General features: G+C 37.8%; 23 protein-coding genes and 2 pseudogenes. 13 read left to right on the plus strand and 12 right to left on the minus strand.

Annotated features, from left to right (window positions below):
- Positions 1–10: 10 nt before the first annotated feature.
- The 4 genes from AB9L17_RS08015 to mdh are packed head-to-tail and all read left to right on the plus strand — an operon-like array spanning position 11 to position 2500.
- Positions 11–880: a phosphate propanoyltransferase gene (locus AB9L17_RS08015; RefSeq protein WP_068982742.1), complete on the plus strand. Its 870-nt coding sequence runs from the start codon at positions 11–13 to the stop codon at positions 878–880.
- Between the two features lie 33 nt (positions 881–913).
- Positions 914–1198 (plus strand): EutN/CcmL family microcompartment protein, encoded by a 285-nt coding sequence (locus AB9L17_RS08020; RefSeq protein ID WP_068982741.1) that lies wholly within the window; start codon positions 914–916, stop codon positions 1196–1198.
- Positions 1191–1556: a BMC domain-containing protein gene (locus AB9L17_RS08025; protein WP_068982740.1), complete on the plus strand. Its 366-nt coding sequence runs from the start codon at positions 1191–1193 to the stop codon at positions 1554–1556. The genes AB9L17_RS08020 and AB9L17_RS08025 overlap by 8 nt, the downstream gene beginning before the upstream one ends.
- Entirely contained in the window at positions 1556–2500 is a 945-nt protein-coding gene (gene mdh / locus AB9L17_RS08030) for a malate dehydrogenase (RefSeq protein WP_375200357.1), read from the plus strand. The genes AB9L17_RS08025 and mdh overlap by 1 nt, the downstream gene beginning before the upstream one ends.
- Positions 2501–2798: 298 nt before the next feature.
- On the opposite strand, the gene AB9L17_RS08035 is transcribed toward mdh, so the two are convergent.
- On the minus strand, positions 2799–3941 hold the full coding sequence (locus AB9L17_RS08035) for an MFS transporter (protein ID WP_375200358.1): 1143 nt from the start codon (positions 3939–3941) through the stop codon (positions 2799–2801).
- Positions 3942–4004: 63 nt separating this feature from the next.
- Positions 4005–4601: a TetR/AcrR family transcriptional regulator gene (locus tag AB9L17_RS08040; RefSeq protein WP_068982737.1), complete on the minus strand. Its 597-nt coding sequence runs from the start codon at positions 4599–4601 to the stop codon at positions 4005–4007.
- 169 nt (positions 4602–4770) lie between these two features.
- Between AB9L17_RS08040 and AB9L17_RS08045 the strand changes: the two genes are divergently transcribed.
- The 3 genes from AB9L17_RS08045 (at position 4771) to AB9L17_RS08055 (ending at position 8213) form a co-directional block, all read left to right on the plus strand.
- Entirely contained in the window at positions 4771–5595 is an 825-nt protein-coding gene (locus AB9L17_RS08045) for a MerR family transcriptional regulator (protein WP_375200359.1), read from the plus strand.
- A 24-nt stretch (positions 5596–5619) separates the two neighbouring features.
- Positions 5620–6621 (plus strand): serine hydrolase domain-containing protein, encoded by a 1002-nt coding sequence (locus tag AB9L17_RS08050; RefSeq protein ID WP_375200360.1) that lies wholly within the window; start codon positions 5620–5622, stop codon positions 6619–6621.
- Positions 6622–6716: 95 nt separating this feature from the next.
- Positions 6717–8213 carry a carboxypeptidase M32 gene (locus AB9L17_RS08055; RefSeq protein ID WP_068982734.1) on the plus strand — a complete coding sequence of 499 codons (1497 nt, stop codon included), beginning with the start codon at positions 6717–6719 and terminating at the stop codon, positions 8211–8213.
- A 243-nt stretch (positions 8214–8456) separates the two neighbouring features.
- On the opposite strand, the pseudogene tnpC reads toward AB9L17_RS08055, so the two are convergent.
- The 3 genes and pseudogenes from tnpC to AB9L17_RS08075 all read right to left on the minus strand — a co-directional run bounded on the left by tnpC (position 8457) and on the right by AB9L17_RS08075 (position 10621).
- Positions 8457–10011 (minus strand): annotated as a pseudogene (gene tnpC / locus AB9L17_RS08060) (IS66 family transposase).
- A gap of 65 nt (positions 10012–10076) precedes the next feature.
- Positions 10077–10430, minus strand: coding sequence for an IS66 family insertion sequence element accessory protein TnpB (gene tnpB, locus AB9L17_RS08070; protein WP_068982733.1), 354 nt, complete (start codon positions 10428–10430; stop codon positions 10077–10079).
- Positions 10427–10621, minus strand: a complete 195-nt coding sequence (locus AB9L17_RS08075; RefSeq protein ID WP_068982732.1) for a hypothetical protein — start codon at positions 10619–10621, stop codon at positions 10427–10429. Before AB9L17_RS08075 ends, tnpB begins: the two co-directional genes overlap by 4 nt.
- A gap of 720 nt (positions 10622–11341) precedes the next feature.
- Between AB9L17_RS08075 and AB9L17_RS08080 the strand changes: the two genes are divergently transcribed.
- Both AB9L17_RS08080 and AB9L17_RS08085 read left to right on the plus strand, forming a co-directional pair.
- Positions 11342–11869: a hypothetical protein gene (locus AB9L17_RS08080; RefSeq protein WP_068982731.1), complete on the plus strand. Its 528-nt coding sequence runs from the start codon at positions 11342–11344 to the stop codon at positions 11867–11869.
- Positions 11870–11902: 33 nt separating this feature from the next.
- Positions 11903–12166: a hypothetical protein gene (locus AB9L17_RS08085; RefSeq protein WP_068982730.1), complete on the plus strand. Its 264-nt coding sequence runs from the start codon at positions 11903–11905 to the stop codon at positions 12164–12166.
- A gap of 381 nt (positions 12167–12547) precedes the next feature.
- On the opposite strand, the gene AB9L17_RS08090 is transcribed toward AB9L17_RS08085, so the two are convergent.
- The 4 genes from AB9L17_RS08090 to AB9L17_RS08105 all read right to left on the minus strand — a co-directional run bounded on the left by AB9L17_RS08090 (position 12548) and on the right by AB9L17_RS08105 (position 15651).
- Positions 12548–14209, minus strand: coding sequence for a b(o/a)3-type cytochrome-c oxidase subunit 1 (locus AB9L17_RS08090; protein WP_375200363.1), 1662 nt, complete (start codon positions 14207–14209; stop codon positions 12548–12550).
- Positions 14196–14687: a cytochrome B5 gene (locus AB9L17_RS08095; protein ID WP_068982728.1), complete on the minus strand. Its 492-nt coding sequence runs from the start codon at positions 14685–14687 to the stop codon at positions 14196–14198. Before AB9L17_RS08095 ends, AB9L17_RS08090 begins: the two co-directional genes overlap by 14 nt.
- Before the next feature lie 24 nt (positions 14688–14711).
- Positions 14712–14834 (minus strand): hypothetical protein, encoded by a 123-nt coding sequence (locus tag AB9L17_RS08100; protein ID WP_263297538.1) that lies wholly within the window; start codon positions 14832–14834, stop codon positions 14712–14714.
- Between the two features lie 361 nt (positions 14835–15195).
- Positions 15196–15651 carry a chemotaxis protein CheX gene (locus AB9L17_RS08105; protein WP_068982727.1) on the minus strand — a complete coding sequence of 152 codons (456 nt, stop codon included), beginning with the start codon at positions 15649–15651 and terminating at the stop codon, positions 15196–15198.
- A gap of 611 nt (positions 15652–16262) precedes the next feature.
- On the opposite strand from AB9L17_RS08105, the gene AB9L17_RS08110 reads away from it, so the two are divergent.
- A complete protein-coding gene (locus tag AB9L17_RS08110) occupies positions 16263–16877 on the plus strand; it encodes a pyroglutamyl-peptidase I (protein ID WP_068982726.1) in 615 nt (204 codons plus the stop codon).
- A gap of 370 nt (positions 16878–17247) precedes the next feature.
- Here AB9L17_RS08110 and AB9L17_RS08115 read toward each other — a convergent pair whose 3' ends face one another.
- Positions 17248–17568: a DUF4183 domain-containing protein gene (locus AB9L17_RS08115; protein WP_223554991.1), complete on the minus strand. Its 321-nt coding sequence runs from the start codon at positions 17566–17568 to the stop codon at positions 17248–17250.
- A gap of 36 nt (positions 17569–17604) precedes the next feature.
- The gene (locus AB9L17_RS08120; protein ID WP_223554992.1) at positions 17605–18030 is read right to left on the minus strand and encodes a DUF4183 domain-containing protein; all 426 of its coding nucleotides are present in this window, start codon (positions 18028–18030) and stop codon (positions 17605–17607) included.
- A gap of 422 nt (positions 18031–18452) precedes the next feature.
- On the opposite strand from AB9L17_RS08120, the gene AB9L17_RS08125 reads away from it, so the two are divergent.
- Together AB9L17_RS08125 and AB9L17_RS08130 are read left to right on the plus strand one after the other, a co-directional pair.
- On the plus strand, positions 18453–22064 hold the full coding sequence (locus AB9L17_RS08125) for a dynamin family protein (protein WP_375200364.1): 3612 nt from the start codon (positions 18453–18455) through the stop codon (positions 22062–22064).
- A gap of 10 nt (positions 22065–22074) precedes the next feature.
- Positions 22075–22884, plus strand: a pseudogene (locus tag AB9L17_RS08130) (sulfurtransferase).
- A gap of 43 nt (positions 22885–22927) precedes the next feature.
- Here the strand turns inward: AB9L17_RS08130 and AB9L17_RS08135 are convergent.
- Positions 22928–23635, minus strand: coding sequence for a hypothetical protein (locus AB9L17_RS08135; RefSeq protein WP_375200365.1), 708 nt, complete (start codon positions 23633–23635; stop codon positions 22928–22930).
- 183 nt (positions 23636–23818) lie between these two features.
- On the opposite strand from AB9L17_RS08135, the gene AB9L17_RS08140 reads away from it, so the two are divergent.
- Positions 23819–24652, plus strand: coding sequence for an MBL fold metallo-hydrolase (locus tag AB9L17_RS08140; protein WP_068982719.1), 834 nt, complete (start codon positions 23819–23821; stop codon positions 24650–24652).
- The last annotated feature ends 49 nt before the right edge of the window (positions 24653–24701 follow it).

Raw genomic sequence — 24701 nt, forward strand, 5'->3', positions numbered from 1 at the left:
AGGAGGTTAGATGCAAGAAAATTTAGTCCAAAAAATTGTTGAAGAAGTATTGCAGCAAGTCTTGAAAAATCAGCCTTCCCATCAACATGACGGAAAAATTCCTATTGGTGTATCAGCACGACATGTACATCTTGCACAAGCGGAAGTGGAGCAGCTTTTTGGTGAGAATTATCAATTAACACCTAAGTTTGAGCTTTCACAGCCAGGCCAGTTTGCTGCTGAGGAAACAGTTGTTATTGCTGGTCCAAAGGGGTCCATTGAGCGAGTACGCATTTTAGGTCCAGCTCGTTCATTATCTCAAGTAGAAATTAGCTGGACAGACGCAATGAAATTAGGGGTTAAGCCACCTTTAAGAGTATCAGGAGATATAAAAGGCTCTAGCCCGGTTACACTTATTGGTCCAAAGGGCAGTGTCGTGTTAAATGAAGGACTCATTATTGCGCAAGCTCATATTCATATGTCACCGGCTGACAGTGCTCGGTTCCAAGTAGCAGATGGACAATCAGTGCAAATCAAAGTTGAGGGTATAAGACCCATTATTTTATCAAATGTAATAATTCGTGTTTCTGAGCGTTATCGATTGGAGATGCATATCGATACAGATGAAGCAAATGCAGGTTTAATCCAACAAGGTGCCTTTGCAGAAATGGTCAATGCTCAAGCGAATGAACAAATGAATATCAAAGAACTCCCACCAGTCGTAAGTCAAGCTGACAAACCATCAATCTATCATTTTGATAAGAAGCTACTTTCGCAGGTAGAAGTACTTGAAATAGAAGCAAAGGAAATTGTTGTTCCTAAAAAAACAATTGTGACAGCATTGGCTTATGACAAAATAAGAGAGTTGAATAAAACGTTAACAATTCGCTCTAGTAATTAGAAAAGTTCATGCAAAATAAAGAGGGTGATGTTCATGCTGATGGGAAGAGTGATAGGAAGTGTATGGGCAACACGTAAAGAGGAAGGGTTGAATGGCTTAAAATTATTAATCATTCAACCAATCGATTCCAATCAACAGCCGATTCGCACAGAAATTGTAGCAGCTGACCGGATCGGAGCGGGAATTGGAGATGATGTGCTCATTACGAGTGGTGGATCATCACGATATATTATGACAGACAATCCATTACCTATCGATGCAGTTGTTATAGGTATTATTGATTCTACGGAAGTTATGCGAGGTGAAGAGAATGAGTAGCGCTATTGGAATGATTGAGACAAAAGGATTAGTAGGCTCTTATGAAGCTGCTGATGCGATGATTAAGTCATCAGATGTAACCATCGTCAAGCAAGAGTTTGTTGATGGTGGGATTGTGACAATCGTCGTGAAAGGTGATGTTGGTTCTGTCCAAGCAGCAGTAGAAGCTGGAAAAGCCGCAGCAATGCGTGTCGGTGAATTGTTAGGCGCTCATGTTATTCCGAGACCTGATGAAGATGTGTTCCAAATGATTAAAGGACCAGAAGCACCAAAGAAAAAGCCAGCACCGACTACAACATCAACGCGTGCTAAAAAAACGACGGAAACAGCTGCTACTGAAAATCGAGGTGAGGCTTAATGACATTTCGAAAAAGTAAAATCGCTGTGATCGGAGCTGGTCATACAGGCGCGACATTAAGCTTATTTTTAGCCCAAAAAGAGCTAGGAGATGTTGTTCTGTTGGATATTCCAGAAGCGGAAAATCCGACAAAAGGAAAGGCGCTTGATTTATTACAAACAGGACCAATCGAAAAGTTTAATGTTTCCATTAAAGGAACGAGTAATTATGAGGATATAGCTGGAGCAAATATTGTCATTATTACAGCTGGTATCCCTCGTAAACCTGGTATGAGTCGTGATGACTTAGTGACGACGAATGCGAAAATCATTCAACAAGTTTCTAAACAAATCAAACACTATGCACCTAACAGCATCGTTCTTATATTAAGCAATCCTGTAGATGCTATGACTTATGTTTGCTATAAGGAAACAGGCTTTCCAAAAAATCGTATCATTGGCCAATCAGGTGTGTTAGATACAGCACGTTTTAATACATTTGTAGCACAAGAGCTTCAAATTGCTCCAGAAGATGTTTCAGGATTCGTCTTAGGTGGACATGGCGACGAAATGGTCCCTTTAATTCGATATTCCTATGCTGGGGGTATCCCATTAGAAAAATTAATTCCGCAAGACAGACTGCAGCAAATCGTAGAACGTACACGTAAAGGTGGCGGAGAAATTGTTGGGTTGTTAGGGAATGGCAGTGCTTATTATGCACCAGCTGCAGCATGTGCTCAAATGGTAGAAATCATTATGAAAGATCAGCGAAAAATAATTCCTTCTATCGCCCTTTTAGAAGGTGAGTATGGTTACCATGATTTATTTTTAGGGGTACCGACAATATTGGGTGGCAATGGCATTGAATCAGTCATTGAATTGCACCTGACAAATGAAGAAAAAACGGCGCTCCATCAATCAGCAGAAGCCGTCAATCAAGTAATACAAATTTGCCAAAACATCTAAATAAGGTAATCAGACCTTATTCGTCAATATGATATATTGGATCCCCAACTATATATCTATTGTCATAAATTTTAGCTCTTAAAAATGTTTGATTGGAAACCGAACAGTACACTTAAAAGCTAGTTAAAACTCCCCGTATATATAGAATCAAAAGCTCTCTTTAGTTCGTGAAAACGATGAGGAGAGCTTCTTTAGTATATACAACTCAAATTGAGCAATTTAAGATAGGGTGAATGTTTAGGCACGCCTGCTGAAAAACGGCTTGGTAGTCACCGAAACACATGTGATGCAGTCCCCATTAAATTTCCTTTCTTTTATGTAAATATGGGAATAACGAAAGTAACCCTAGGGTAGCTAAACAAACGCCAATCCACAGTGGTGATATATAGCCATATCCTTTACTAATACCTAAGCCTCCTAGTGAAGAACCAATAACAATACCAAGCGTAATAAAAGAACTATGAATGGTATTGATCATCGTGCCATTATTAGCTGCTTTCATCACTCGCGCCACCATAGCTGGATTCATTGCTACACCAGTAAAGCCAATAAAAATAGTAGTAATAACTGCAATATATTTATTTTCAGCTCCTAAAGCAAATAAAGACAATGCTACGATTAAAATAATCAATCCACTCAAAAGTGTTTCCATTGTATATTTATCAGCAAACTTACCAATCACTATATTCCCAATGACTGTTGCACTACCATAGAGAGCAAGTAAATAGGGAATGTTTGCACCTGAAAAGCCTGTGATATTTGTAAAGATCGGCGTAAAATAACTAAATGCCGCAAACGTACCACCTATAATAAACATACTTGTTATGTACGCTGCCCAAAGATGAATATTTTTAAAGTGCATAAGCTCGTCTTTCCAGTTTAATCGTGCTTTGTTTGGCGATGATGGTAGTAACAATTGAATCAGAATCCCGGAAACTAGTACTAGAATAGAAACAAACCAAAAACTCGCACGCCAACCAAAATTTTGTGAGATAACTGTCGTTATAGGTAAGCCTATGACTGTTGCGATCATTAAACCAGCAAGAACAATAGAAGCAGCTTTTCCCCTTGAATTAGGGGGAACCAATGTTGCAGAAAAGGAAATGGCAACACCAAAAGCTGAAGACGAAGCGATACCAGTAATAATACGTGAAATCATCATACTATCGTAGTTCCAAGCGAGAGCTCCGAGCGACTGGCCGATTAAAAATACAAACATTAAAAATAATAATGCTTGTTTACTGCGTATTCGTAGAAGAGTTGCAGTTAAAATAGGTCCTCCTACTACCATTGCTCCTGCATAAGCTGTAATTAAATACCCGATTGAGGATACAGAAACCTGAAATGCAAGAGCAAGTTCGTTCATCATACCTGCAACCATAAATTCAGATGTAGTCATACAAAAAATTGCTAGAGCTAGTAAATAAATAATCGATGGCATAAAAACACTCCTTAATTTATTATTGTAATGTTCGGTACAAAAATGATGCTAAAAAAGAGCGCACTAAGCGCCAAAAATAGAGTCCAAAGTTCCTTTCATAATCTGCTCAGACAACATCCTATTTTGCATCGAAACATTCAAAACACGGAACCCGTAATAACTACTTAAAAATAGACTAGCTAATTCCTCAGCTGTTTGCTTTTTTGAAATTTCGCCAGTTTGCAATCCTTCCTCCATTACCTTTTCAATTGCTTGTTTAAGAAGCTCGACATGCCGTGAGAAAATACCTTGAACCATTTCATCGTTTTTAGCTCTTTCCACACCGGCATTAATTAACAAACAACCCTTTTGATCAATATTCTCAAAGTCTTCTTTCAGTGCCCATTCGAAAAGATTACTTAACCGTTCTTTCAATGCAATTGGAGCTGCTAATAATTCCTGCTGTTCCTTTATTCCAAACTCATGATAACGTTCTAATACTTGTTTATACAGTTCATGTTTACTACCAAAAGTATTGTATAAGCTACCTTTCCCAAGTCCAGTATCATTGCATAAATCCTGTGTAGAACAGCCCTCATATCCTCTTATCCAAAAAGTTTTCATGGCGACATCTACAATTGAGGAATAATCAAACTCTCGGGGTCTGCCTCGTTTATTCAAATTTATCCACCTCCCATATACATTAATAGAATATCCTTTTTTGTACTAAACGGTCAATAAAAGTTTTTAGTCAAGGACAGTTAAAGCATAAATCTTGATTGACTTTGCCCTAAGGGGAAGGTGTATAAATGAATTGTAGCAATAACAAATCTTTGAGTGAGGTGGTTTTGTGCTATCAATAGGAGAATTCTCGAAAATATGTGGTGTATCTACAAAAACACTTCGCTATTACGATGAAATTGGATTAATTAACCCAGATGAGATAAATGCTGAAAGCGGTTATAGGTATTATTCCATCGAACAACTTAAAAGGATGCTCTATATCAATCGGTTAAAATCGTATCATTTTTCTCTTGAAGAAATTAAAACTATGCTGGAATTAGAAGAGGATCAATCCGAAGAAATGCTTTGTTCGGCGCTTAACCATAAGAGAAATGCGATTCAAGAAAAACTAAAGGCTTTTGAATATCTTGTAAAACAACTAAGTCATGATATTGCAAACTTAGAAAAGGGGATACCGATCATGTCGTACCTTGACGCTATCGAAGTACAGTTGGTTGAAACAAAGCCAATGAATATCCTTCATAAGCGACTCATAATGAGCAGTGATGACTATGCATCGGGATATGGTACCCATTTTAGCAAGCTATATGAAAAGATTGCGACGGAGCAGCTCACTTTACTTGGTAAGCCGATGACGATTTACCACAGCCCTGAATTTAATCCTACTGGTAATGATACTGAGTTCGCTATTCCAATAGCTGAGTCTGTCAAAGGAACGAGAGATTTGCCTGGAAGCCTCTGTGCTAAATCTGTTTTAAAGGGGGCATATTCAGAATTAACATCTGTCTATGCTAATTTAATGAAGTGGATCGAAAACGAAGGTTATGAATTGATATTGCCGCCATATGAAATATACATAACAGATCCAAACCAAGCAAAAGTTCCTGAAAATTATGTAACAGAGGTATATTTTCCTGTAAAGAAGAAATGACAAAACCAACATTGGGAGGTTCCTATGCAAACAACAATCAATTGGCAAATGGTAGAATCGGAGAACGTAAAGATGGACAGTAATAAGCTTTCCGAGCTAGAGCAGACGATAACATGTGAGTATAGCAATATAAATGGCATTGTTATTGTCAGAAATGGTAGTTTAGCTTATGAAAAATATTTTAATGGTAAAGGTCGTGAGGATACTCATCATGTAGCATCTGTAACAAAAAGTGTCCTATCTGCACTTATTGGTATCGCAATTGCTAAAGGATATATTAAAAGCGTTGAACAGAAAGTGTTGGATTTTTTTCCTGACTATAGTCTAGATGCTAAAAAACATGACATTACTTTACGTCATCTTCTTACGATGACGGTACCATATCCATTTGTGGATTGGCAGGAACCATTAGATATACTTTGTCAGCAACAGGACTGGGTACAGTATACGCTAGATATTATGGGGGAAAAGGGGGATGTGGGCATGTTTAAGTATTCCACAGCAGGGGCTCATTTACTGTCAGCCATTCTTACTCGAAGTACAGGCAAGAATGCTCGTGCGTTCGCGAATGAACATTTATTTACACCGCTTGGCATGAAAGAAATTCCTGATTATCGAATGGATGCATATGGGTTTGATGATTTATTCGGGAAAAACGTGAAAGGGTGGGTTCATGATCCAAACGGTAACTCGACAGGTGGATGGGGGCTAACTTTAACTACTCGTGATATGGCACGATTTGGCTACCTCTATTTAAACAATGGTATTTGGGGTAATAATGAGGTTCTTCCAGAGAGATGGATTCGTGAATCAACAGAGTTGAACGATAATCATTACGGGTATTTATGGTGGCTACGACAAGAAGATGGAATATTTACATATGCAGCAATAGGGGATGGAGGCAATATGATTTGTTGTATACCGAAAATGAATATGGTTGTGGCAATTACCTCAGAATTTATGATGAATCCACGCGATAGATGGTTATTAATTAATGAGCATATTATTCCTGCGGTAATAGATTAAATTTTCTTACCATTTATACAAGGGAAGTTCGTCCATAATATACAAAATATTCGAAAATATGATAAACTAGTAGCGTGAAAAAGGAGGATGATAGTATGACTGTACAACAATTTACAGACTATGTGAAAAAAATGCAGCACTATGAAGAAGCACTCAATGTGATTTATTGGGATATGCGCACTGGTGCACCTAAGAAGGGATTAGCACAACGCGCAGAGGTAGTTGGAACATTATCCGCCTCCTTGTTTGATATGCAAACTAGTGAAGAATTAGGGGAGTTATTAACTGTTCTAGAGGCACAAAAGGCAGAACTCGATTATGTTACGCAGCGTTTAGTGGAAGAAGTACGCAAAAATTACGATCAAAATAAAAAAATTCCTGCTGATGAATATAAGGAATACGTTATTTTACAATCAAAAGCAGAAACAGCTTGGGAAGAGGCAAAAGCAACTAATAATTATGCTTCATTCCTACCTTATTTAGAGGACATCATAAGCTGCCAGAAGAAATTTATTCAATATTGGGGTATTAAAAACGGTTCTCCATACAATACATTATTAGATTTATATGAACCTGAAATGACGACAGAAGTTTTAGACCAAGTATTCGGTGAATTACGTGAAACAATTGTTTCTCTTGTGCAAAAAATCACAGCTTCACCAAATAAACCAGATACAAGTATGTTATTTAAGCATTTCCCGCGAGAGTCACAGCGTGCATTATCATTAGAAATGTTAACGCAACTGGGCTATGATTTTGAGGCAGGTCGCTTGGATGAAAGTGTGCATCCATTTATGATTGGGTTGAATCATGGAGATAATCGTATTACAACGAAATATGATGAAAATGATTTCCGTTCAGCAATTTTTGGCACAATTCATGAGTGTGGACATGCCATGTATGAACAAAACATCGATGCTAAGCTTGGTGGTTTACCATTAGCAACAGGTACATCTATGGGTATCCATGAATCGCAATCTTTATTTTATGAAAATTTTGTTGGTAGGAACGAAAAGTTCTGGGAGCATAACTATGAGCGCCTTCAAAAGTATTCACCTGCACAGTTTGGAGATATAGCTTTAGCTGATTTCCTTCGAGCAATTAATATGGTAGAGCCTTCTTTTATTCGTATTGAAGCGGATGAGTTAACATATCCACTACATATTATGATTCGTTATGAAATTGAACGTGACCTATTCAATGGCGATCTTCAAGCAAAGGATCTTCCGCAAGTATGGAATGATAAGTACGAAGAATATTTAGGTATTCGTCCTGAAACAGATGCAATAGGCGTATTACAAGATATGCATTGGTCAGGAGGCATGTTTGGTTATTTCCCATCCTATGCTTTAGGCATGATTTATGCTGCGCAATGGAAGCATGCCATGGATAAAGATATTCCAAACTTTGATGAGCTGTTAGAAAAGGGTGAGCTTCTGCCAATTCGGGAATGGTTAACAGATAAAGTACATCAATATGGTGCACTGAAAAAGCCTTTCGAATTACTACAGGAGGCGACAGGGGAAGGCTTAAATGCTAAATATTTAGCAAACTATTTACAAGAAAAGTATACGAAGCTGTATCAACTCTAAAGCAAAGAGGCTGAGACAAAACCTCAAAAATAATTAAATTATAGAAGAAGCCCGGGGTATTTTACGAACAGTAAAGTTTTCCGGGCTTTGTATTTGAACATAAAAATAAGTTAATCAGGTATTCCACGTAAACAAGTTCAGAGACTCCAATTAAAACGTAAGCCCGAAATATAAAAAAATAAGCGCACCTTCTCAGTACGCACGACTAATGGCCATCTACCCTGAATTTTTTCGGATAGATGGCTATTTTGCACATGTGGCTTGGATTTTTTTCGACCAAGGCATGTAATTCTTTAAAATCTCTGGCTGCTGATGAATCGGTAAATTTGGCAATTCTGTCATTAACGTCACTAGGTATTGATAGAAATCGATGCCGTTTGCTTTTGCCGTTTCAGCCAAACTTAAACAGATGGCATTCGCTTTAGCGCCTGCTTCACTAACAGAGAAAAGCCAGTTCTTACGACCAATCACATTTGGACGAATCGCATTTTCAGCCGGATTATTATCGATTTCAATCCTACCATCGAACAGAAAAGCTTTTAATCCATGTACACGATTTAATGTGTATTCGGCAGCTTTAGCTAAGGCATTTTTTCCGAAGAAAGGCGATTCATCCACCCATTTTAAGAATTTCTCTACAATCGGCTTTGAATGTTTTTGCCGTGATTTTCGGCGTTTACCTGGTGAAAGATGCTTGAATTGACGTTCTAGGTGATACAGTTGATCACAGTAATCCACGCCAATGCCAATTTGCCCGTTTTTGCTATCAGCTTTCAGCCAATAGCGTCGCACATGCGCCCAACAGTTGGCGAACGTGACATCAGGTAGATTCCCGTATGCAGAATAACCATCACAAATCACAGTTCCTTGAAAACCAGCTATAAATTCTTCTAATACAGAACGGTTTCTCGATAATGCACTTTGAAAAAGAACGATGATCGGTCCTTGACTTGGCACACTTCGGGACACCCAATTATAGGCGTTCGATTGACCGGATTTTCCGTCTGAACGATTGATTATTTGCGCATAGGTTTCATCTACATGTAGAACGGATTTTGCTGTTAATGTCTGCTTCATCTGTTCATAAATCGGTAGAAGCCAATCTTCAGCTGCACGGATCACCCAGTTTGATAAGTTCTTATCATTCGTAAGCAGGCCATATCGTTCCCACTCCTTTACCTTACGGTATAGAGGCAAGTATTGGATGAACTTATCATAGATCAGTTTTGCTAGAACGGTAGGTCCCGCAATACTTCGCTGAATGGCAGCTTGTGGGGCTTTCCCACGTTTCATTTGTGCTTTTTGTGGCATCCATTTTACAGTGCTTGCACTCGTAGGGATGTTCAATATGCTGGATGCGCATCATTTTTGCCGGAATGAATTTTGCTTCTTCACGCGCAATAGTTGTACCGGCTTCGGTCATTTGGCCAAGGCAACAGTCGCATTGTGTATTGGTGGGATGATGGTGAATTTCTTCTATTTCAATCCCATCACGAAAAGAATCATTCCGTTTTTTCTTATGTAGTTTACGGACAACGGTATACGTAACAGTTGGCGTGCTTTGTTCTTCTGTCTGCTCAGAATCGTTAAAAAACGGATCGTCCTCAAATAAAGAGCCTTGTCCGTCTGGTGCTTGATACTTTGATTTTTCCGTTTTGGAACCGTATAAAGCTTTTGTTAATTGGCGAACTTGTTCTGTTAACACTTCAATTTGTTTCGATAAATCTTTGTTTTGGTTTTTCATATACGCAAGTTGTTCTTCAAGAAGTTGAATCACTTTTTCGTTAGAAGTGCTCATCAAATCATTCACCACATTTCGTTCAATCTAAGTTATGGTTGATTATACCATCTTAGAAAGTAAATTTAAAAGACACCTTTTGCAGATTTCGCAATTGCCTTTGGTTGCTGAAGCGATAAACCTTCTAAAAGCCAGCGAAGTTCCTTTTGTGAAAGGTTACGTACTTCCTTTTCATCTTTTGGCCATTGCAGTTTGCCATTATCTAATCGTTTATAAAGTATGGCGAAGCCATCTCCATCAAAATACAAACATTTATAACGGTCTTTACTCGTTCCAGAAAATAAGAAGATGGAATCACTATATGGATCGAGTTTAAAAGAATCCTGAATGAGTGCTGCGAGACCGTCGATACCTTTACGCATATCGGTCTTACCGCAAATAATGTAGATGTTCTGCACGCTCGTAAAATCTTGCTTCATTGATTATTCAACTCCTTCAGGATCGTTTGGATGATGCGCTCATCTACGCCATTAAAGAAGGAAATTTCAGCACTAGTTGTTTTAATGATGCAGCTCGGCTCAGGAGAGTTTTGTGGTGAAGTTGTTGATGAAGAGTTGTCAGTGATCGGATCTAGTGTCACAGGGACAATTGTTAGTTTGGTAGTTGACATAAAGAAGCACCTCCTCTAATTTTGATACATTTATCATCGTACCGGAGGTGCCTGGTTATTTATATGCGTTATTTGATTACGGGCTTACATTAAAACCATTATATCTTTCCATAATCCGCCCTTTTATGGAATAGCTAAAATCTGGATTAAAAAAAGGACATAAAATGCCAATAAGACAAATCTAATTATTTTTAGTATACAATTCCAATGACTCTTCAACTTCACCCCATTTTACATTCATTTAACTTCATCTTCACTTACTTTTGCCCCGCCTTTTGAAACTCCTACCGAGGTAAATGTTAAATTTTTAGGTGGTTCAGTGAAATCCTCTGTTTTATTCCGACTGATTGCAGGTCATCTTTCCCACAGAATTTATTCAGGCAGCTCTTCAACTAATTGTGTTTATGCACGTAAGTGAAAGGAAGTGATAGAGGAGCAATCTTTACAAACATTTCCTAAGCTTTAACCTCGTTAAATTTTTCGGGTCAATATTCTGTATGGTTTGAAGATATTTATAATATCTTTGAATCTTAATTTTTCTGACTTTTATCAATTTTTGTTCAATTACCGTCGAAAATTGATTTTGAAATTTTTATAGCTAATGATAAGCTCAATATACTCCGGAGAAAGTAAAAAAAAGAGAAAATACCAATATTATATTTCGAAAATTTAGATAACTAGAGATCGAGCATCTTGAAAAAGTAAATTGGAGGTTTTGGTATGAATGTTAAATTAAGGAATAAAGTGTATAAACCTTTTAGTTGGCTCATGTCAATTGCCTTAATGCTATCTATTTTTCCACCTGGCATAGCTAGTGCTCAAGAAAATTATGATGATCCCACACCAAAAGAACTTAAACAACCGATCGAAACATTAAAAGCTATAGAAGAGATCCCCGATGAATTGTTAGAATCAGGAGACTCTAAAGCTATTAATCAATACTTCAACGATAGAGGTATTACATCTAGTGTTTACAATCCCGAAATCGGGGAAAAAGCACCTATGATTAAACAGCCACGTGGGTGGTGGGATTGTAGTTTAGCTATTGGAGAATTAGTTTTAATGAACGCTATTCCCATTGCTAAATTAACTAAAATTAAAAAGTATATTAAAGAATTAGGTGGCGCAATAGAAACAGCTAAATTATTAGTTGGAGCAACAACTGCTAAAGAAAAAATAGCTGCTTTATCCGCATTAATTGCAGAACTAACTGGATTTACAAATGTAAAAAATGCATGTAATCTATAAAAATAAGTAATAGAGGGAGGGTTCAAGAGAGATATGACTACACAATTATCTTTATTTATAATAACCCTATGTGCTGTTTGTATTATAGGTGTTCTTTTAAGTAAAAATAAAAAATTAAATCAAACAAAACTTGTCACTATCAATTCTGAAAACCCTGAACTTATTTCAGAAGTCCGAAACATGATTAAATCTAACATAGACAATACTAAAATAGTAAACCATGTTAGAGAAAAAACTGGTTTAGGACTAGTCGAAGCAAAAAAGTATATTGACAATATTAAAACTAAAAAAGAGTAGCTTAATGTTATGTCATCCTATAATGTATAAATAAGATTTTATGCCATAACTCGTAAGCCAGGGAATCTATCACGATCGCTGGTAGTACGAACAGCATGAGTCTTTGAAGGACTATTCGCACTCGCTTTCGCTATTTTTCCGAATCCAACAGATATGCGTACAGGACCTACTGACTTCCTTTTCTTGATCGAATGGAAGAGGAGTATTTTGAATTACCCACCATATTGTCGCAGATACCTGTTAGCAGAGAAGTAGGGTAGAGAATAAGAATAACTCAATGAATCCAAGAAAAAAGAGAACTCAAATGACTTTGATTTCTCTTTTTCTTGGATATCGGCTAGTTATGTCCCATCCGCTTTTTCATGAAGATACAAAACATTGTTACCAAAGTTGATAGCCTTTAGAGCCAGGAGGGGAATTAGCAATGATATCGAAAATTGGGATTGTATAGGCAAATAAAATTAATGCTACTAAAATCACAAGCCATACTTTAAAGTTTTCTAAGATGGCCGGTGTCGTTCCGCCATTTTCATGTACTTCACCAACTGGGAATTCCTCTTCGCCTTTTGGCGCAAACCAAGCTAATTTCACCACAATATAAATAATGACTAAGATGGCGATGAATAGGATTGTACCACCAACTGCTTGCGCAATTTGATAAGGAATCCAATCATAAGCTTGTTGAGCACCACCATACTCAGAGTAATCAGAACGGCGAGGTGCACCGAATAGACCAGCGATATGCATAGCGGAGGACATAATTGTCATACCAGTTGCCCATAAAATACCAGCAAAATTACCGAGATTGTTTAAAGATTTAGTTAGTGTACGACCTGTTAAATGTGGAATTAACCAAAATGCCGCACTGAAATAAGTTAATACGACGGCTGTTGCAATTGTTAAATGGAAATGACCTGTCACCCAAATGGTATTATGGATTAATTGATTCATTTGGTAAGAGGCATTGACAATACCGCCTGCACCACCAGGAATAAATGCGACCATACCGATAAATGGCACAAAGAAACGAGAATCTTCCCATGGTAATTTTTTAAACCAACCGAAAAGCCCTTTACCACCTAATTCACGACCTCGTAATTCAAACATTGAAAACATCGAGAAGGCGGTCATTAAGGATGGCACGATTACAGCAAATGTTAAAACAACTTGAATGAATTTCCATGTGCTAGAAATACCAGGCTCTGTTAATTGGTGATGGATCCCAACTGGTACAGAGAAAATTAAGAATAGCATAAACGAAAGTCTTGCTAAAGAATCAGAGAAAATTTTTCCGCCAATAACCTTTGGAATAACAACATACCAAATCATATAAGCTGGTAATAACCAGAAGTATACAAGAGCATGACCGAAATACCAGAATAATGTACGTGATAATGCTACGTCAACGCGTTCAATGAAGCCTAAAGACCATGGGAGTAGCTGGAATAGAACAGAAACAGCTACGCCTAGAGTTGCTACGAACCACATGAGATTGTTGACAACAACCATAAATGATAGTAATGGGCTTCGTTGTCCGCTTCCTTTGTTTTCTTTCCGCCACTGTGCATATCGTAAAATTTGACCTGCGCCGCCAACCCAAGAACCGACAACGACTAATGTAAGGCCTAAATAGAAAATCCAGTGAGCTTTCAGTGGAGCATAGAACGTATATAAAACAGTTGCTTTGTTAAGTAAAACCATTGTTGCGGCAGCTGCTGTACCAATTGTCATTAACCAGAAGCCGATCCAGCCAAGACGACGTTGACTAGCTGTAAATGTCCCTGACGTACGGCTAACACTAGCAATTTGGAAACCATAAATAAAGAACGTTGTTAAAATAAGTCCGAGTAAAACACCGTGTACGGTTAAAATTTGATAGTAACCAATGCCTGCTGGTAATGTGAATTGACCAGAGCGTACGAAAACTTGTAATAAACCTGCAAGACCTCCTAATAATAATGCGATGAATGCCACGTAAATATGTGCCATCGCAAGCTTCGCATCACGATGATCCACCTTTGTCAAATTATTATTTAGACTCATTTGGATCCACCACCTTTAGCATAGAGTGCATCATCGTATGTCCTGTACCACAGTACTCATTACATACAATTAAAAATTCGCCTACTTTATTTACTTCTGTTACATATTCAGAAATATAACCAGGTTCAAGCATCATATTAATATTTGTACCTGCAACCTCAAAACCGTGCATCACATCTTCACTAGTTGCAATGAATTTCACTTTCGCGCCAAGCGGAACTTCAATTTCAGGTGGGTTATAATAAAATGCGGATGCTAAAACAACAACTTCATAATCCCAATCCTTACCTTCGACTTTATGAACACCGGGATTATCGAAAGGTGGAAATTCTTTTACTTTCTCATAATCTAGTGTTTTTTTACCAACGTTCGGATGTGAACCTTGATGAAATGCACCGATGCCGAGAATAATCAGGAATGCTACTAAAGTTGTAACTCCAAACACAAGCCAATATTTCTCATACTTATGTAAGTGCATAAGTCTCTGTCCCTTCTTAGTAGATTAAAAACGTTCGATGAACAAATTGAAGCAGTACACCCAAAGCAAGATGATCATGATGCCTACTCCAAATACCGCATAGAGTGAACCTTTTAAATTTTCATCAGGTTTTTTTTTATTTGCCATTTTTGCTCCTCCTACGCTTTTATTGTGGTCTTTCTAATTGACATGATATATAAATAAATTTTCTTTAGATGTGAAAAAAATCACACATATTAGCGAATTATGTGAAGGAAATGTGAAATATTGAGGAGAGGATTTAAAAAAGCCACCTCAATAGTCATTGAGATGGCGTGAATTAAAGTTGAAATTGGAGTAATTTTATTAAAATCTCTTATTTTTCTAGAAATTTTACTATTAGTAAATTTGGTTCAAGGCTTATGGTGTAGCCTCTACTAATTAATGCGAATGACAATGCGTATTCATAGATGCAAATTGCAGTACATAGGATATATTATTTGGAAGAGTTCGATATCCTATCGTTCTATTATCCTTCTTCAATCGTCAATAGAACTGTTAGTGCACCAATGTTTGGAATTGTAACAGGAAGTACGAATGCCTTATCAAAGCCATATAGTTTTGTATTGCCAACCATGACTGTTGGCGGTGTGATATCAATTTCTAAGTTTTCTTGTCCTACGGTTGTACATAAATTACCTGCAATCATATTTCCAAACTCTCCGGTGAAAGATTCTAGCATTTCTCCTTCAAGAGGCATACCAAACATAGTATTGCCGATGCCACTAAATACTTCAGGCGAAGAATCGATGATTACACGGCCTTTTAAATCTCCTATTAAGCCAATTAAAACACCCATTTGCTGTTGTTGAAAGGGTTCAGAAATTATATTTGGCGTTTTCACTTCAATATCCATAGGTAGGATCGATTTTAAAGCGTGAATTGTCCCGTTTAAAATAGTTTGAAAGTACTTCGAATTACTCATCATTACCGCATCCTTTTTCCGACTTTTCTACATCTTACCATGATAAATGGGTAAGATGAAAGTATGTCTTGACGAATTAATGGGAAATTTATATTATATTAATGAGAATGATTTTCAAATTCAATAAGTGGATGCGTACGTCTATATAAAAATAATTCTTTAGTCCAAATTTTTTATAAAAAAGGAGCGGTCGGCAATGACATTCGTATTTATTGGAGCAACAGTGGCTATCTATATAGGAGTAGGGAAATACGTCATGAAACAGGCTACTGCACATTTAAAATAAGAAAACCAGGCATGTTGATTAGGGAACAATAGGTTTATTGTTGGCTTATTAAAGTTTTTTATTTTGCTAATGTATATGCTGATTGTAGCGGAAGCTAGCGGTTCTAATATTTAGATAAAAGTGGCGTAAATAACGACCATTTTCATACAGGTAGAGCATGACCCGAGTAATTTTGGGTTATGCTTTTTTATTAATTTTAAACCTATCGTTGCAATAAAATGCAAAAAAAGTTGTTTGTTTTTTCTGAAATCTGTTTTAAAATTAAATAAATCCATACGGTTATGAAACAATGAAAAAATGTTCAATAGAAATTTAGGTGAAAAAAATGACAAAAATATTATTAACAGGGTTTGTACCATTTCTTGAATATAAAATTAATCCAACAATGCAAATTGTAGAAAAGTTAAATGGAGAAAAGATGGGTGGCTATGAAATTGTAGGCCGGGTTTTGTCTGTAGATTTTCAGCAATCTGCTCAGCAGCTGAAACAATATATTGCTGAGATAAAGCCACAAATCATTATTTCATTAGGACTAGCTGGAGGACGTTTTAAAATTACGCCAGAGCGAATTGCGATTAATGTTAAAGATGGTGAAGCAGATAATAATGGTTATACACCAGTAGATGAGCGTATTTATGATGGCGGTGTAGACGCCTATATAACGAATTTACCGATCAGAAATATGGTGAATCGATTATGTAAAGAAGGGTATCCAGCGGAAATTTCAAATACGGCAGGAACCTATTTATGTAATAATATTATGTATGAAGGGTTAGTTTACGCAAAGCAATATAAAGATGTACGTGCTGGATTTATACATATTCCTGCGTCATTTGATTTGGCGATTCAGCATGGAAAAATACCGGGATGGAATATTCAAGATTTAATAACTTGTATTAGGCTCTGCATCGAGGAGACAATTCGCGCAACAAATGATTGATTTTTCTCATACGATGTGGATTTGCCGACGCACAATTCGTGTTGCATTTAATGAAGAAAATTCAAATGCTTATACATATCAAAGGAATTTTGACATCGAATGAAGTTAGGTCTACAGCAAAAGAAAATCAAAATTTCCGTGCAAACAATATGTATACACGGGGAAGACTCATATGCACTGGATTATGCAAAAAAATTATGAATTAAAGCGTCAAACGATATAAGTAGTATGGATGGATGGATGGATGGATGCCCTAAAATGTAGGGCATCCACTTTTAATTATAGGAAGGTATATTATTGGAAAGTAGTGTTCCTATACTATTGTAGTATTCGATTACATATACATCCCAACCCAATTTATTCAAGAACACTAAATTGTAGTCACTAACTCTACAGCTTCAATAACGATTGGTGTTCCAGCAGAGATAGCGCCTGTAACAGTATGAAACGTTAATTCTGTAGCAGAAACTGTATAGGATGCACCTTCTTGAAGCACACCATTTATATATAAATTATAGTAACCGTTTGTAACGATTGGAAAAGTAGTTGCAGCATTACCGCTATCATTTAAGAAGGTAGTAGCAGCAACCGTTGTACCATCTGTGATTGTTAAGGGTGTAGCTAAAACATGAAAAAATCTTCTCGAAGTACCTGAAACATTTACATGGATATTGATAATGGAAAGTGCCACTTATTTTCACCCCCTTTCAAAGCGATGATTCTTATTTTATTTTGTAGAAAATCCTAATGATTCTATAATAATTGGTGTTCCTCTATAAATTGTTGAATTATAAGGATTCACGGTTAGGGAGGTTGTAGTTATGGTATATATCCCCCCCTCCTGCATAACACCATTGATATAAAGATTGACGTAGCCATTCGGATTGAAAATTGAAAATTCAGTTATTAGATTCCCGTTGTCATGGAAAAATAGGTTAGCTGGTAGAGTTGCCCCATTAGTCAAATCAATATCTGATGTAACAATATAGAAATATCTATTGACTGTTGGAATAATTTCTCCATTAGGCTCAATGACTGGGAGAGGGGCTACTGTAGGAATGGTGCTGACTTTTATACGAGGCCATATAAAACGCTCTTCACAATCACATGCCCATTGTCGCTCGAATTTTTGGTGTTCCCTATAATTCACCATATTTTATCACTCCATTTATTTATTGTTACCCCCATAGCTTTCATTGTTATTAGTGATGCAATCGCTCATCAAACAATTTATTAACTTTATTGATCCTCACCTTAAAATATGAAGAAAATTATTTGCTTATTAGATATGCATCCTTTATGAAATAGAAATTAGTAGTTTTTTTAGAAGTATCATGCTTTATTCCAACACCGTGTGTACAAATATTACGTCTGAAACCCTGATATATATGCTTTTGAAAGTAAATTAGTGTTATACTTTGCTTGTCGAATAAGGTAGAATACTAATTATGATTATCTTCATTCAGAGAAACTACCACCTCTGAAATGGTAAAATGAATGCGGTTATAGTTCCTTTCTAAACATTACTGAATGAAGGTCAAATTGATTAATATGAATAAAGGGGTTACTGGTTTTATGAATGATTTTGAACAACAGTTGGAGGGGCTTTTAAAGCAAGCCGCGTTACAATACATAATTTATCAGCATAATGATGATACAGAGCGTATGGATAAGACATCACTTTTTGCACGTAAAATACAGCAAAAAGAATATGTTATTGGCTTTGCAGGTCATTTCTCTGCTGGTAAGTCGAGTATGATTAACGCATTATCAGGTGAAGACTTACTTGCGTCAAGTCCAATTCCAACGAGTGCCAATATCGTAAAAGTCCATAAATCAGACGAAGACTTTGCGATTGTCTATATGCACAATGAAAAACCTGTGAAATTTGAAGCAGGCTATGATTTTAAAACGGTAAAAGAGCTAAGTAAAAATGGGGATCTCGTGTCACAAATTGAAATTGGACATAGCACATCGACATTACCACTAGGCGTCACTGTAATGGATACGCCAGGTGTCGATTCAACAGATGATGCACACCGTATGTCAACTGAGTCAGCTCTTCATATTGCTGATATCGTATTTTATACTATGGACTACAATCACGTGCAATCGGAATTGAATTTCCAATTTACTAAGCAATTAATGAAGTACAATCCAAACGTTTATTTAATCGTTAACATGATTGATAAGCATAAAGAAAACGAATTAAGTTTTGAGGAATTTAAAGCAACGGTTCACAATTCTTTTGCGGCTTGGGGAGTAGTACCAAAAGGCGTATTTTTCACTTCCTTAAGAGAGCCCGAACACCCTTATAACGATTTTGAGGTCGTAAAGAAAATCGTTATGGATAGTATGAATGATTGGCAGGATCAGCTTGTACAGACTGCATCAAATACATTGCGTTTATTACAAAGTGAGCATGACAATTATTTAGCGGAAGAAAGACAGGATCGTTTAGATATCGATGAAGATGTTTTAAGTGCCGATGATTGGGCACACCATAAAGATATATTAGAACAGTACAATAAATTAAATCGTCAGGTTGAATTGTTCTCAGTAGAGGCATGGAATGAAACGTTTGAAGAGCAACGTAAAGAACTACTTGCGAATGCAGCGATTATGCCTGCAGATTTACGCGATAAATTACGTCTGTATTTAGAAAGTCAGCAAGAAGGCTTCAAGGTGGGAGGCTTATTTACCGCCAAGAAAAAAACAGAGGAAGAGCGTAACCGCCGCAAAGAAGACGTCTATAGCACTTATCAAAACGTTGTACATGCACAAATTACTGGACATTTAAAAGGGTTGATGAAAAAGGTGATAAAGGATGTTGGTGCGTTAAATGAAGAACGTGCTACAGCTATTGATGCCTACGCCTTTGAATTACCATTTTCACTTATTGAGCAGCATGTACAAGTAGGTGCAATTTTAACGGGAGATGCTGTGTTAAATTTTGCTAATCGTGTGGCAGAGGCGACTAAGCGCTACTATATCCAGGAAACAGATAATTGGAAGGATGCGCAAGCCTCAACATTACAGGCGGTAGCAACAGAAACGGCTGCTCCATCTAAATTAAAAATGGCAGGGATGCAAGCGAAAGTTGATGCCATTCATGCAGTGCTTGAAATTGAGGGTTACCAGCAATATAGTGCAAGCATTATGCATCAGGCGAGTAATGAAATTCGTAAACTGGCAAATCAACAGCTTACAAACTGGGACAATGCCTTTAAGAAAGATTTAGCAGAGATTCGATTATTTGATGAATCAATGTTAAAACCAAAAGAGGAAGCGTTACAGCAAGAAGAGGCACAGCAAGCAGCTAGTGCAACAAGTCTTCCTATTGAAGGTGTGGTTAAGCGTGCACTTCATACGGCAAATGCTGTAAAAGAGGTACAAGGCTTTGCGGAAGTAGCAACTTACTTAGAAAATAAGGTAGAACGATTACAGAAAAAGGATTTCACAATCGCGCTGTTCGGTGCATTTAGTGCTGGGAAATCTTCATTCTCTAATGCCTTAATGGGTGCCAAGGTTTTACCTGTATCACCAAACCCTACAACGGCGGCTATTAATAAAATTCGTCCTGTGACACCAGAGCATCCGCATGAAACAGCCGATGTACTGTTAAAAACAGCTGACCAAATGCTTGAGGACATCCAAGGTTCGTATGCAGCAGTTGGTTTATCAGTTTCTACTCTAGAAGAAGCGTTTAATCGTGCAGATGAAGGACTTGCGGTGCAGCTAACGGACGAACGCTTAAATGTGCATAAATCATTTATTCGTGCATATAAAGAAGGATTCCCAACATTTAAGTCTGAGCTTGGGAAAGTATTACGTGTTAATCGTGAAGAGTTCGAAAAATTTGTTGCACAAGAAAATAAATCATGCTTTGTTGATAATATTGATTTCTATTATGATAGTCCGTTAACACGCATGGGTGTGACACTTGTTGACACACCAGGAGCAGATTCTATTAATGCGCGTCATACAGGTGTTGCGTTTGAATATATTCGTAATGCTGATGCAATTTTGTTTATTACTTATTATAATCATGCATTTGCAAAAGCTGACCGTGAGTTTTTAATTCAGCTAGGACGTGTGAAGGACGCCTTCGAACTTGATAAGATGTTCTTTATCGTCAATGCGATTGATTTAGCGACAACAGAAGAAGAGCAGGAAGATGTAAAAGGATATGTACGTTCAGAGTTACAACGCTTTGGCATTCGCTTCCCTCGACTTTACGGTGTGTCGAGCTTAATGGCTTTAAAAGAAAAAGTAGAGGGTGCTGATTTAACATCAGGTATGCCACCTTTCGAAGATGCCTTCCACACGTTCTTAAATGATGAATTAAGTGCATTGGCTGTGCAGGCACTTGCAGAGGAAGTCGATAAAACGGAACAACGTTTAGGTGATTTGATTGCACAGACAGAAGAGAACTTAAAGCGTAAAGACGAGCGTTTAGAGGAATTAACAACACTTGAACAGCATATTAAATCGAAGTTCAATACGCTCAATACAAGTATGCTAGAAAGTGAAACGAAGCAAGAGCTTGATGAATTACTGTATTATGTCCTTCAGCGCGTGTATTATCGTTACCCAGAGTTCTTTAAGGAAGGCTACAATCCGTCAACATTCGCAGCAATGCCAGCTCAGCAAGCTTTAGAGCGTGCATTAAAGGAAGTAATGCAAAGCTTACGATTTGATTTTACGCAAGAAATGCGAGTAACAAACTTCCGTTTATCACAGTTTATAAGTAAGAAGATGCAACTGCGCTTTAAAGATGAAGTACGTGAGCTTAAAGAATTAAACCGCAGCTTCTCATTTTTAGCGTTTGAACCTTCTGAGCCAGATTTGCTTGATTTTGAAGGACCATTTACAGATATCGTGAAATATGCAGGGGTGAAATCACATTTCCGCAATCCGAAGGCATTCTTTGAAAAGAATGAAAAAGTGAAGCTAAGTGAGGCGCTTGAGGTATTAACGAAACCAGATGCGCAAAACTACTTAGATGCACAGAAAATATCTCTCATGACATGGGCCATTACTTTTATTGCTGAGGAAGCAGAGAAATTACGTCTGTATATTTACCATCAGGCTCTTGAACAAATTGCCACAGAAAGACTGGCACTTCAAGAAGAAAGTCGTTTAGCTTCTTGGAAAGATATTTACGCTCAATTACAATACGTGTGAGGTGATTCACTTGGGAAAAGTATTCAAATTAGTTGAGGAAATTCAATTAGACGGAGCCCGTTTCGTAGATGCTCGCTTTGATTTACAAGACAAAGAAGCAGGTTAAAAAGCATTTGAAGAAGGGCATGCACCAGGAGCAATTTATATTGATTTAGAGCAAGAGCTGTCAGATATGGAGTCCAACAATGGTCGTCATCCAATGCCAAACAAGGAAAAGCTAGCGGCCGTATTTCAAGGATTAGGGTTACGCTATGAAGACCAAATTGTTGTTTACGATCAAGGAGCTGCACCATTTGCACCGCGTGCTTGGTGGATGCTGACGTATGCAGGCTTTCCGAATGTAGTGATTGTGAATGGCGGTGCACCCGCTCTTGAGGAAAAGATATCGTTCACAAAAGATATTATTAAATACCCACCAACTACGATTGAATTTACTTGGCAAGATGAATTGTATGCTCCACGTCAAGCGGTAAAAGCCATTGTAGATGGAGAGGTAAATGCGACGTTGTTAGATGCGCGTGCAGCAGTTCGCTACCGTGGTGAAATAGAGCCTCTTGATAAAGTAGCTGGGCATATTCCAACGGCGAAAAACTTTGACTGGGAGCAATTAAAATCCGATGGTCAATTGCAAGCCAATGATGCGTTACGTAGCAAAGTTGCACGCGACGAGCACGTAGTTGTTTATTGTGGCAGCGGTGTTACAGCATCACCATTGTATGCAGTGCTAGCAGATGAAGGTTATGAAAATATTCAACTGTATGTAGGCAGCTTTAGTGACTGGATTACAGAATATGATGTAGAAAAAGGTACAAATGAATAATTGATTAAAGACGAAACGCTCACTTCGGTGGGCGTTTTTTTTTTTATTGGAGTGGAAAGGGGGAGTGAGAGCTAAGGTGACGGATAGAAATCAGAGCGACGGAAAGAAAAGCCGAAGCGACGGAAAGAAAGGCAAGAGCGACGGAAAGAAAGACAAGAGCGATGGAAAGAAGAGCGAAGGTGACGGATAGAATCAGAGCGACGGAAAGAAAAGCCGAAGCGACGGAAAGAAAGACAAGAGTGACGGAAAGAAAGGTAAGAGCGACGGAAAGAGGAGCCAAGGTGACGGATAGAATCAGAGCGACGGAAAGAAAAGCCGAAGCGACGGAAAGAAAAGCCGAAGCGACGGAAAGAAAGGCAAGAGCGACGGAAAGAAGAGCCGAAGCGACGGATAGAAAACAGAGCGACGGAAAGAAAAGCCGAAGTGACGGAAAGAAAGAGAAGAGCGACGGAAAGAAAGGCAGGAGCGATGGAAAGAAGGGCCAAAGTGACGGATAGAAATCAGAGCGACGGAAAGAAAAGCCGAAGCGACGGAAAGAAAGGCAAGAGCGATGGAAAGAAGAGCCAAAGTGACGGATAGAAATCAGAGCGACGGAAAGAAGAGCCAAGGTGACGGATAGAATCGTCAAAGCGACGGATAAAAATCCAAAGTCGTGGATAGCACCGCCAAAGTCGTGGATAGAACCGTCAAAATGATGGATAGACTCACCAAAATCGTGGATAGCACGCCAGAACGAGCAATTATGAAACAATATATGTGGATTTTACCCTCTGCTTCAGCAAGATGGACTTTTTTAATGATTGTAATGGTCTCTCTAGTAATACTGAGAGTTTTAATAGTAATCATCTATCGATGCGAATTGTTATGTACTCTTAAAATGACTGACTATTCATTTTGTGTTACACTCTTTTTACAAAGGGGGGGAGGAGGAAAAATGATGTTTAAACGAGAGAAAAGTATAGAAATTCAACGAAATCGAGATGTGCAATGTTCACACGGTAAAGTAGCAGTTGATGGTTTTGGATTGAGTGTTTATTGCTTTTTTGTCGATGGGTTATTAATTGATACAGGTTCTTACTCACTGACACAGGAGTTCCAATCCTTTTTTAACGAGATACCGATTGAACAAGTGGCACTGACACATTCCCATGAGGATCATGCAGGAAATGCAGCATGGATTCAACAGCATAAGGGTGTACCAATCTTTGTTCATCGTGATTCGGTTAGTATTTGTGCAGAGGATGGAGACTATCCAATTTATCGACAGGCATTATGGGGAGAACGACCGGCTTTTGTAGCGCAACCATTTGGCGATACATTGCAAACGAATACAGCAACATGGGACGTTATTGCAACACCGGGACACACAACAGATCATGTATCATTTTACAATCGTAAAACAGGTGCTATGTTTACAGGCGATTTGTATATACAGACGAAAACAAAGGTTGTCCTTGATGAAGAAAATATCGTACATACCTTGGCGTCTTTAAAGAAAATATTAAACTATGATTTTGAGGAAGTGTATTGCTGTCATGCAGGCTATATAGCGGATGGTCGAGCAAAAATACAAGAAAAAATAGCTTATTTAGAAGACATGGAGGGTAATGTCAAGCAATTGTTTAATAAAGGTTATTCAGTAGAAGAAATCACTAAAGCAATCTTTGTTCGTGATTATCCGATTACTAAAGTATCAGGGGAACAGTGGTCTTCCAAACATATTATCACCGCTTTTATCAACCAATTTAGGCAAGAGTCCTTTATATAAGGGCTCTTTTTTGTTAGTTAGAATGAAATAATAAAAAGCTTTGTGAAAA

This window comes from Lysinibacillus sp. RS11 (assembly GCF_042019215.1).
Taxonomy (GTDB): domain Bacteria; phylum Bacillota; class Bacilli; order Bacillales_A; family Planococcaceae; genus Lysinibacillus; species Lysinibacillus xylanilyticus_A.

Coding starts and splice junctions, on each gene's coding strand:
- AB9L17_RS08015 (WP_068982742.1), top strand. CDS start 11: ATGCAAGAAAATTTAGTCCAAAAAATTGTTGAAGAAGTATTGCAGCAA.
- AB9L17_RS08020 (WP_068982741.1), top strand. CDS start 914: ATGCTGATGGGAAGAGTGATAGGAAGTGTATGGGCAACACGTAAAGAG.
- AB9L17_RS08025 (WP_068982740.1), top strand. CDS start 1,191: ATGAGTAGCGCTATTGGAATGATTGAGACAAAAGGATTAGTAGGCTCT.
- mdh (WP_375200357.1), top strand. CDS start 1,556: ATGACATTTCGAAAAAGTAAAATCGCTGTGATCGGAGCTGGTCATACA.
- AB9L17_RS08035 (WP_375200358.1), bottom strand. CDS start 3,941: ATGCCATCGATTATTTATTTACTAGCTCTAGCAATTTTTTGTATGACT.
- AB9L17_RS08050 (WP_375200360.1), top strand. CDS start 5,620: ATGCAAACAACAATCAATTGGCAAATGGTAGAATCGGAGAACGTAAAG.
- AB9L17_RS08055 (WP_068982734.1), top strand. CDS start 6,717: ATGACTGTACAACAATTTACAGACTATGTGAAAAAAATGCAGCACTAT.
- tnpB (WP_068982733.1), bottom strand. CDS start 10,430: ATGAAGCAAGATTTTACGAGCGTGCAGAACATCTACATTATTTGCGGT.
- AB9L17_RS08075 (WP_068982732.1), bottom strand. CDS start 10,621: ATGTCAACTACCAAACTAACAATTGTCCCTGTGACACTAGATCCGATC.
- AB9L17_RS08080 (WP_068982731.1), top strand. CDS start 11,342: ATGAATGTTAAATTAAGGAATAAAGTGTATAAACCTTTTAGTTGGCTC.
- AB9L17_RS08085 (WP_068982730.1), top strand. CDS start 11,903: ATGACTACACAATTATCTTTATTTATAATAACCCTATGTGCTGTTTGT.
- AB9L17_RS08090 (WP_375200363.1), bottom strand. CDS start 14,209: ATGAGTCTAAATAATAATTTGACAAAGGTGGATCATCGTGATGCGAAG.
- AB9L17_RS08095 (WP_068982728.1), bottom strand. CDS start 14,687: ATGCACTTACATAAGTATGAGAAATATTGGCTTGTGTTTGGAGTTACA.
- AB9L17_RS08100 (WP_263297538.1), bottom strand. CDS start 14,834: ATGGCAAATAAAAAAAAACCTGATGAAAATTTAAAAGGTTCACTCTAT.
- AB9L17_RS08105 (WP_068982727.1), bottom strand. CDS start 15,651: ATGAGTAATTCGAAGTACTTTCAAACTATTTTAAACGGGACAATTCAC.
- AB9L17_RS08110 (WP_068982726.1), top strand. CDS start 16,263: ATGACAAAAATATTATTAACAGGGTTTGTACCATTTCTTGAATATAAA.
- AB9L17_RS08120 (WP_223554992.1), bottom strand. CDS start 18,030: ATGGTGAATTATAGGGAACACCAAAAATTCGAGCGACAATGGGCATGT.
- AB9L17_RS08125 (WP_375200364.1), top strand. CDS start 18,453: ATGAATGATTTTGAACAACAGTTGGAGGGGCTTTTAAAGCAAGCCGCG.
- AB9L17_RS08140 (WP_068982719.1), top strand. CDS start 23,819: ATGATGTTTAAACGAGAGAAAAGTATAGAAATTCAACGAAATCGAGAT.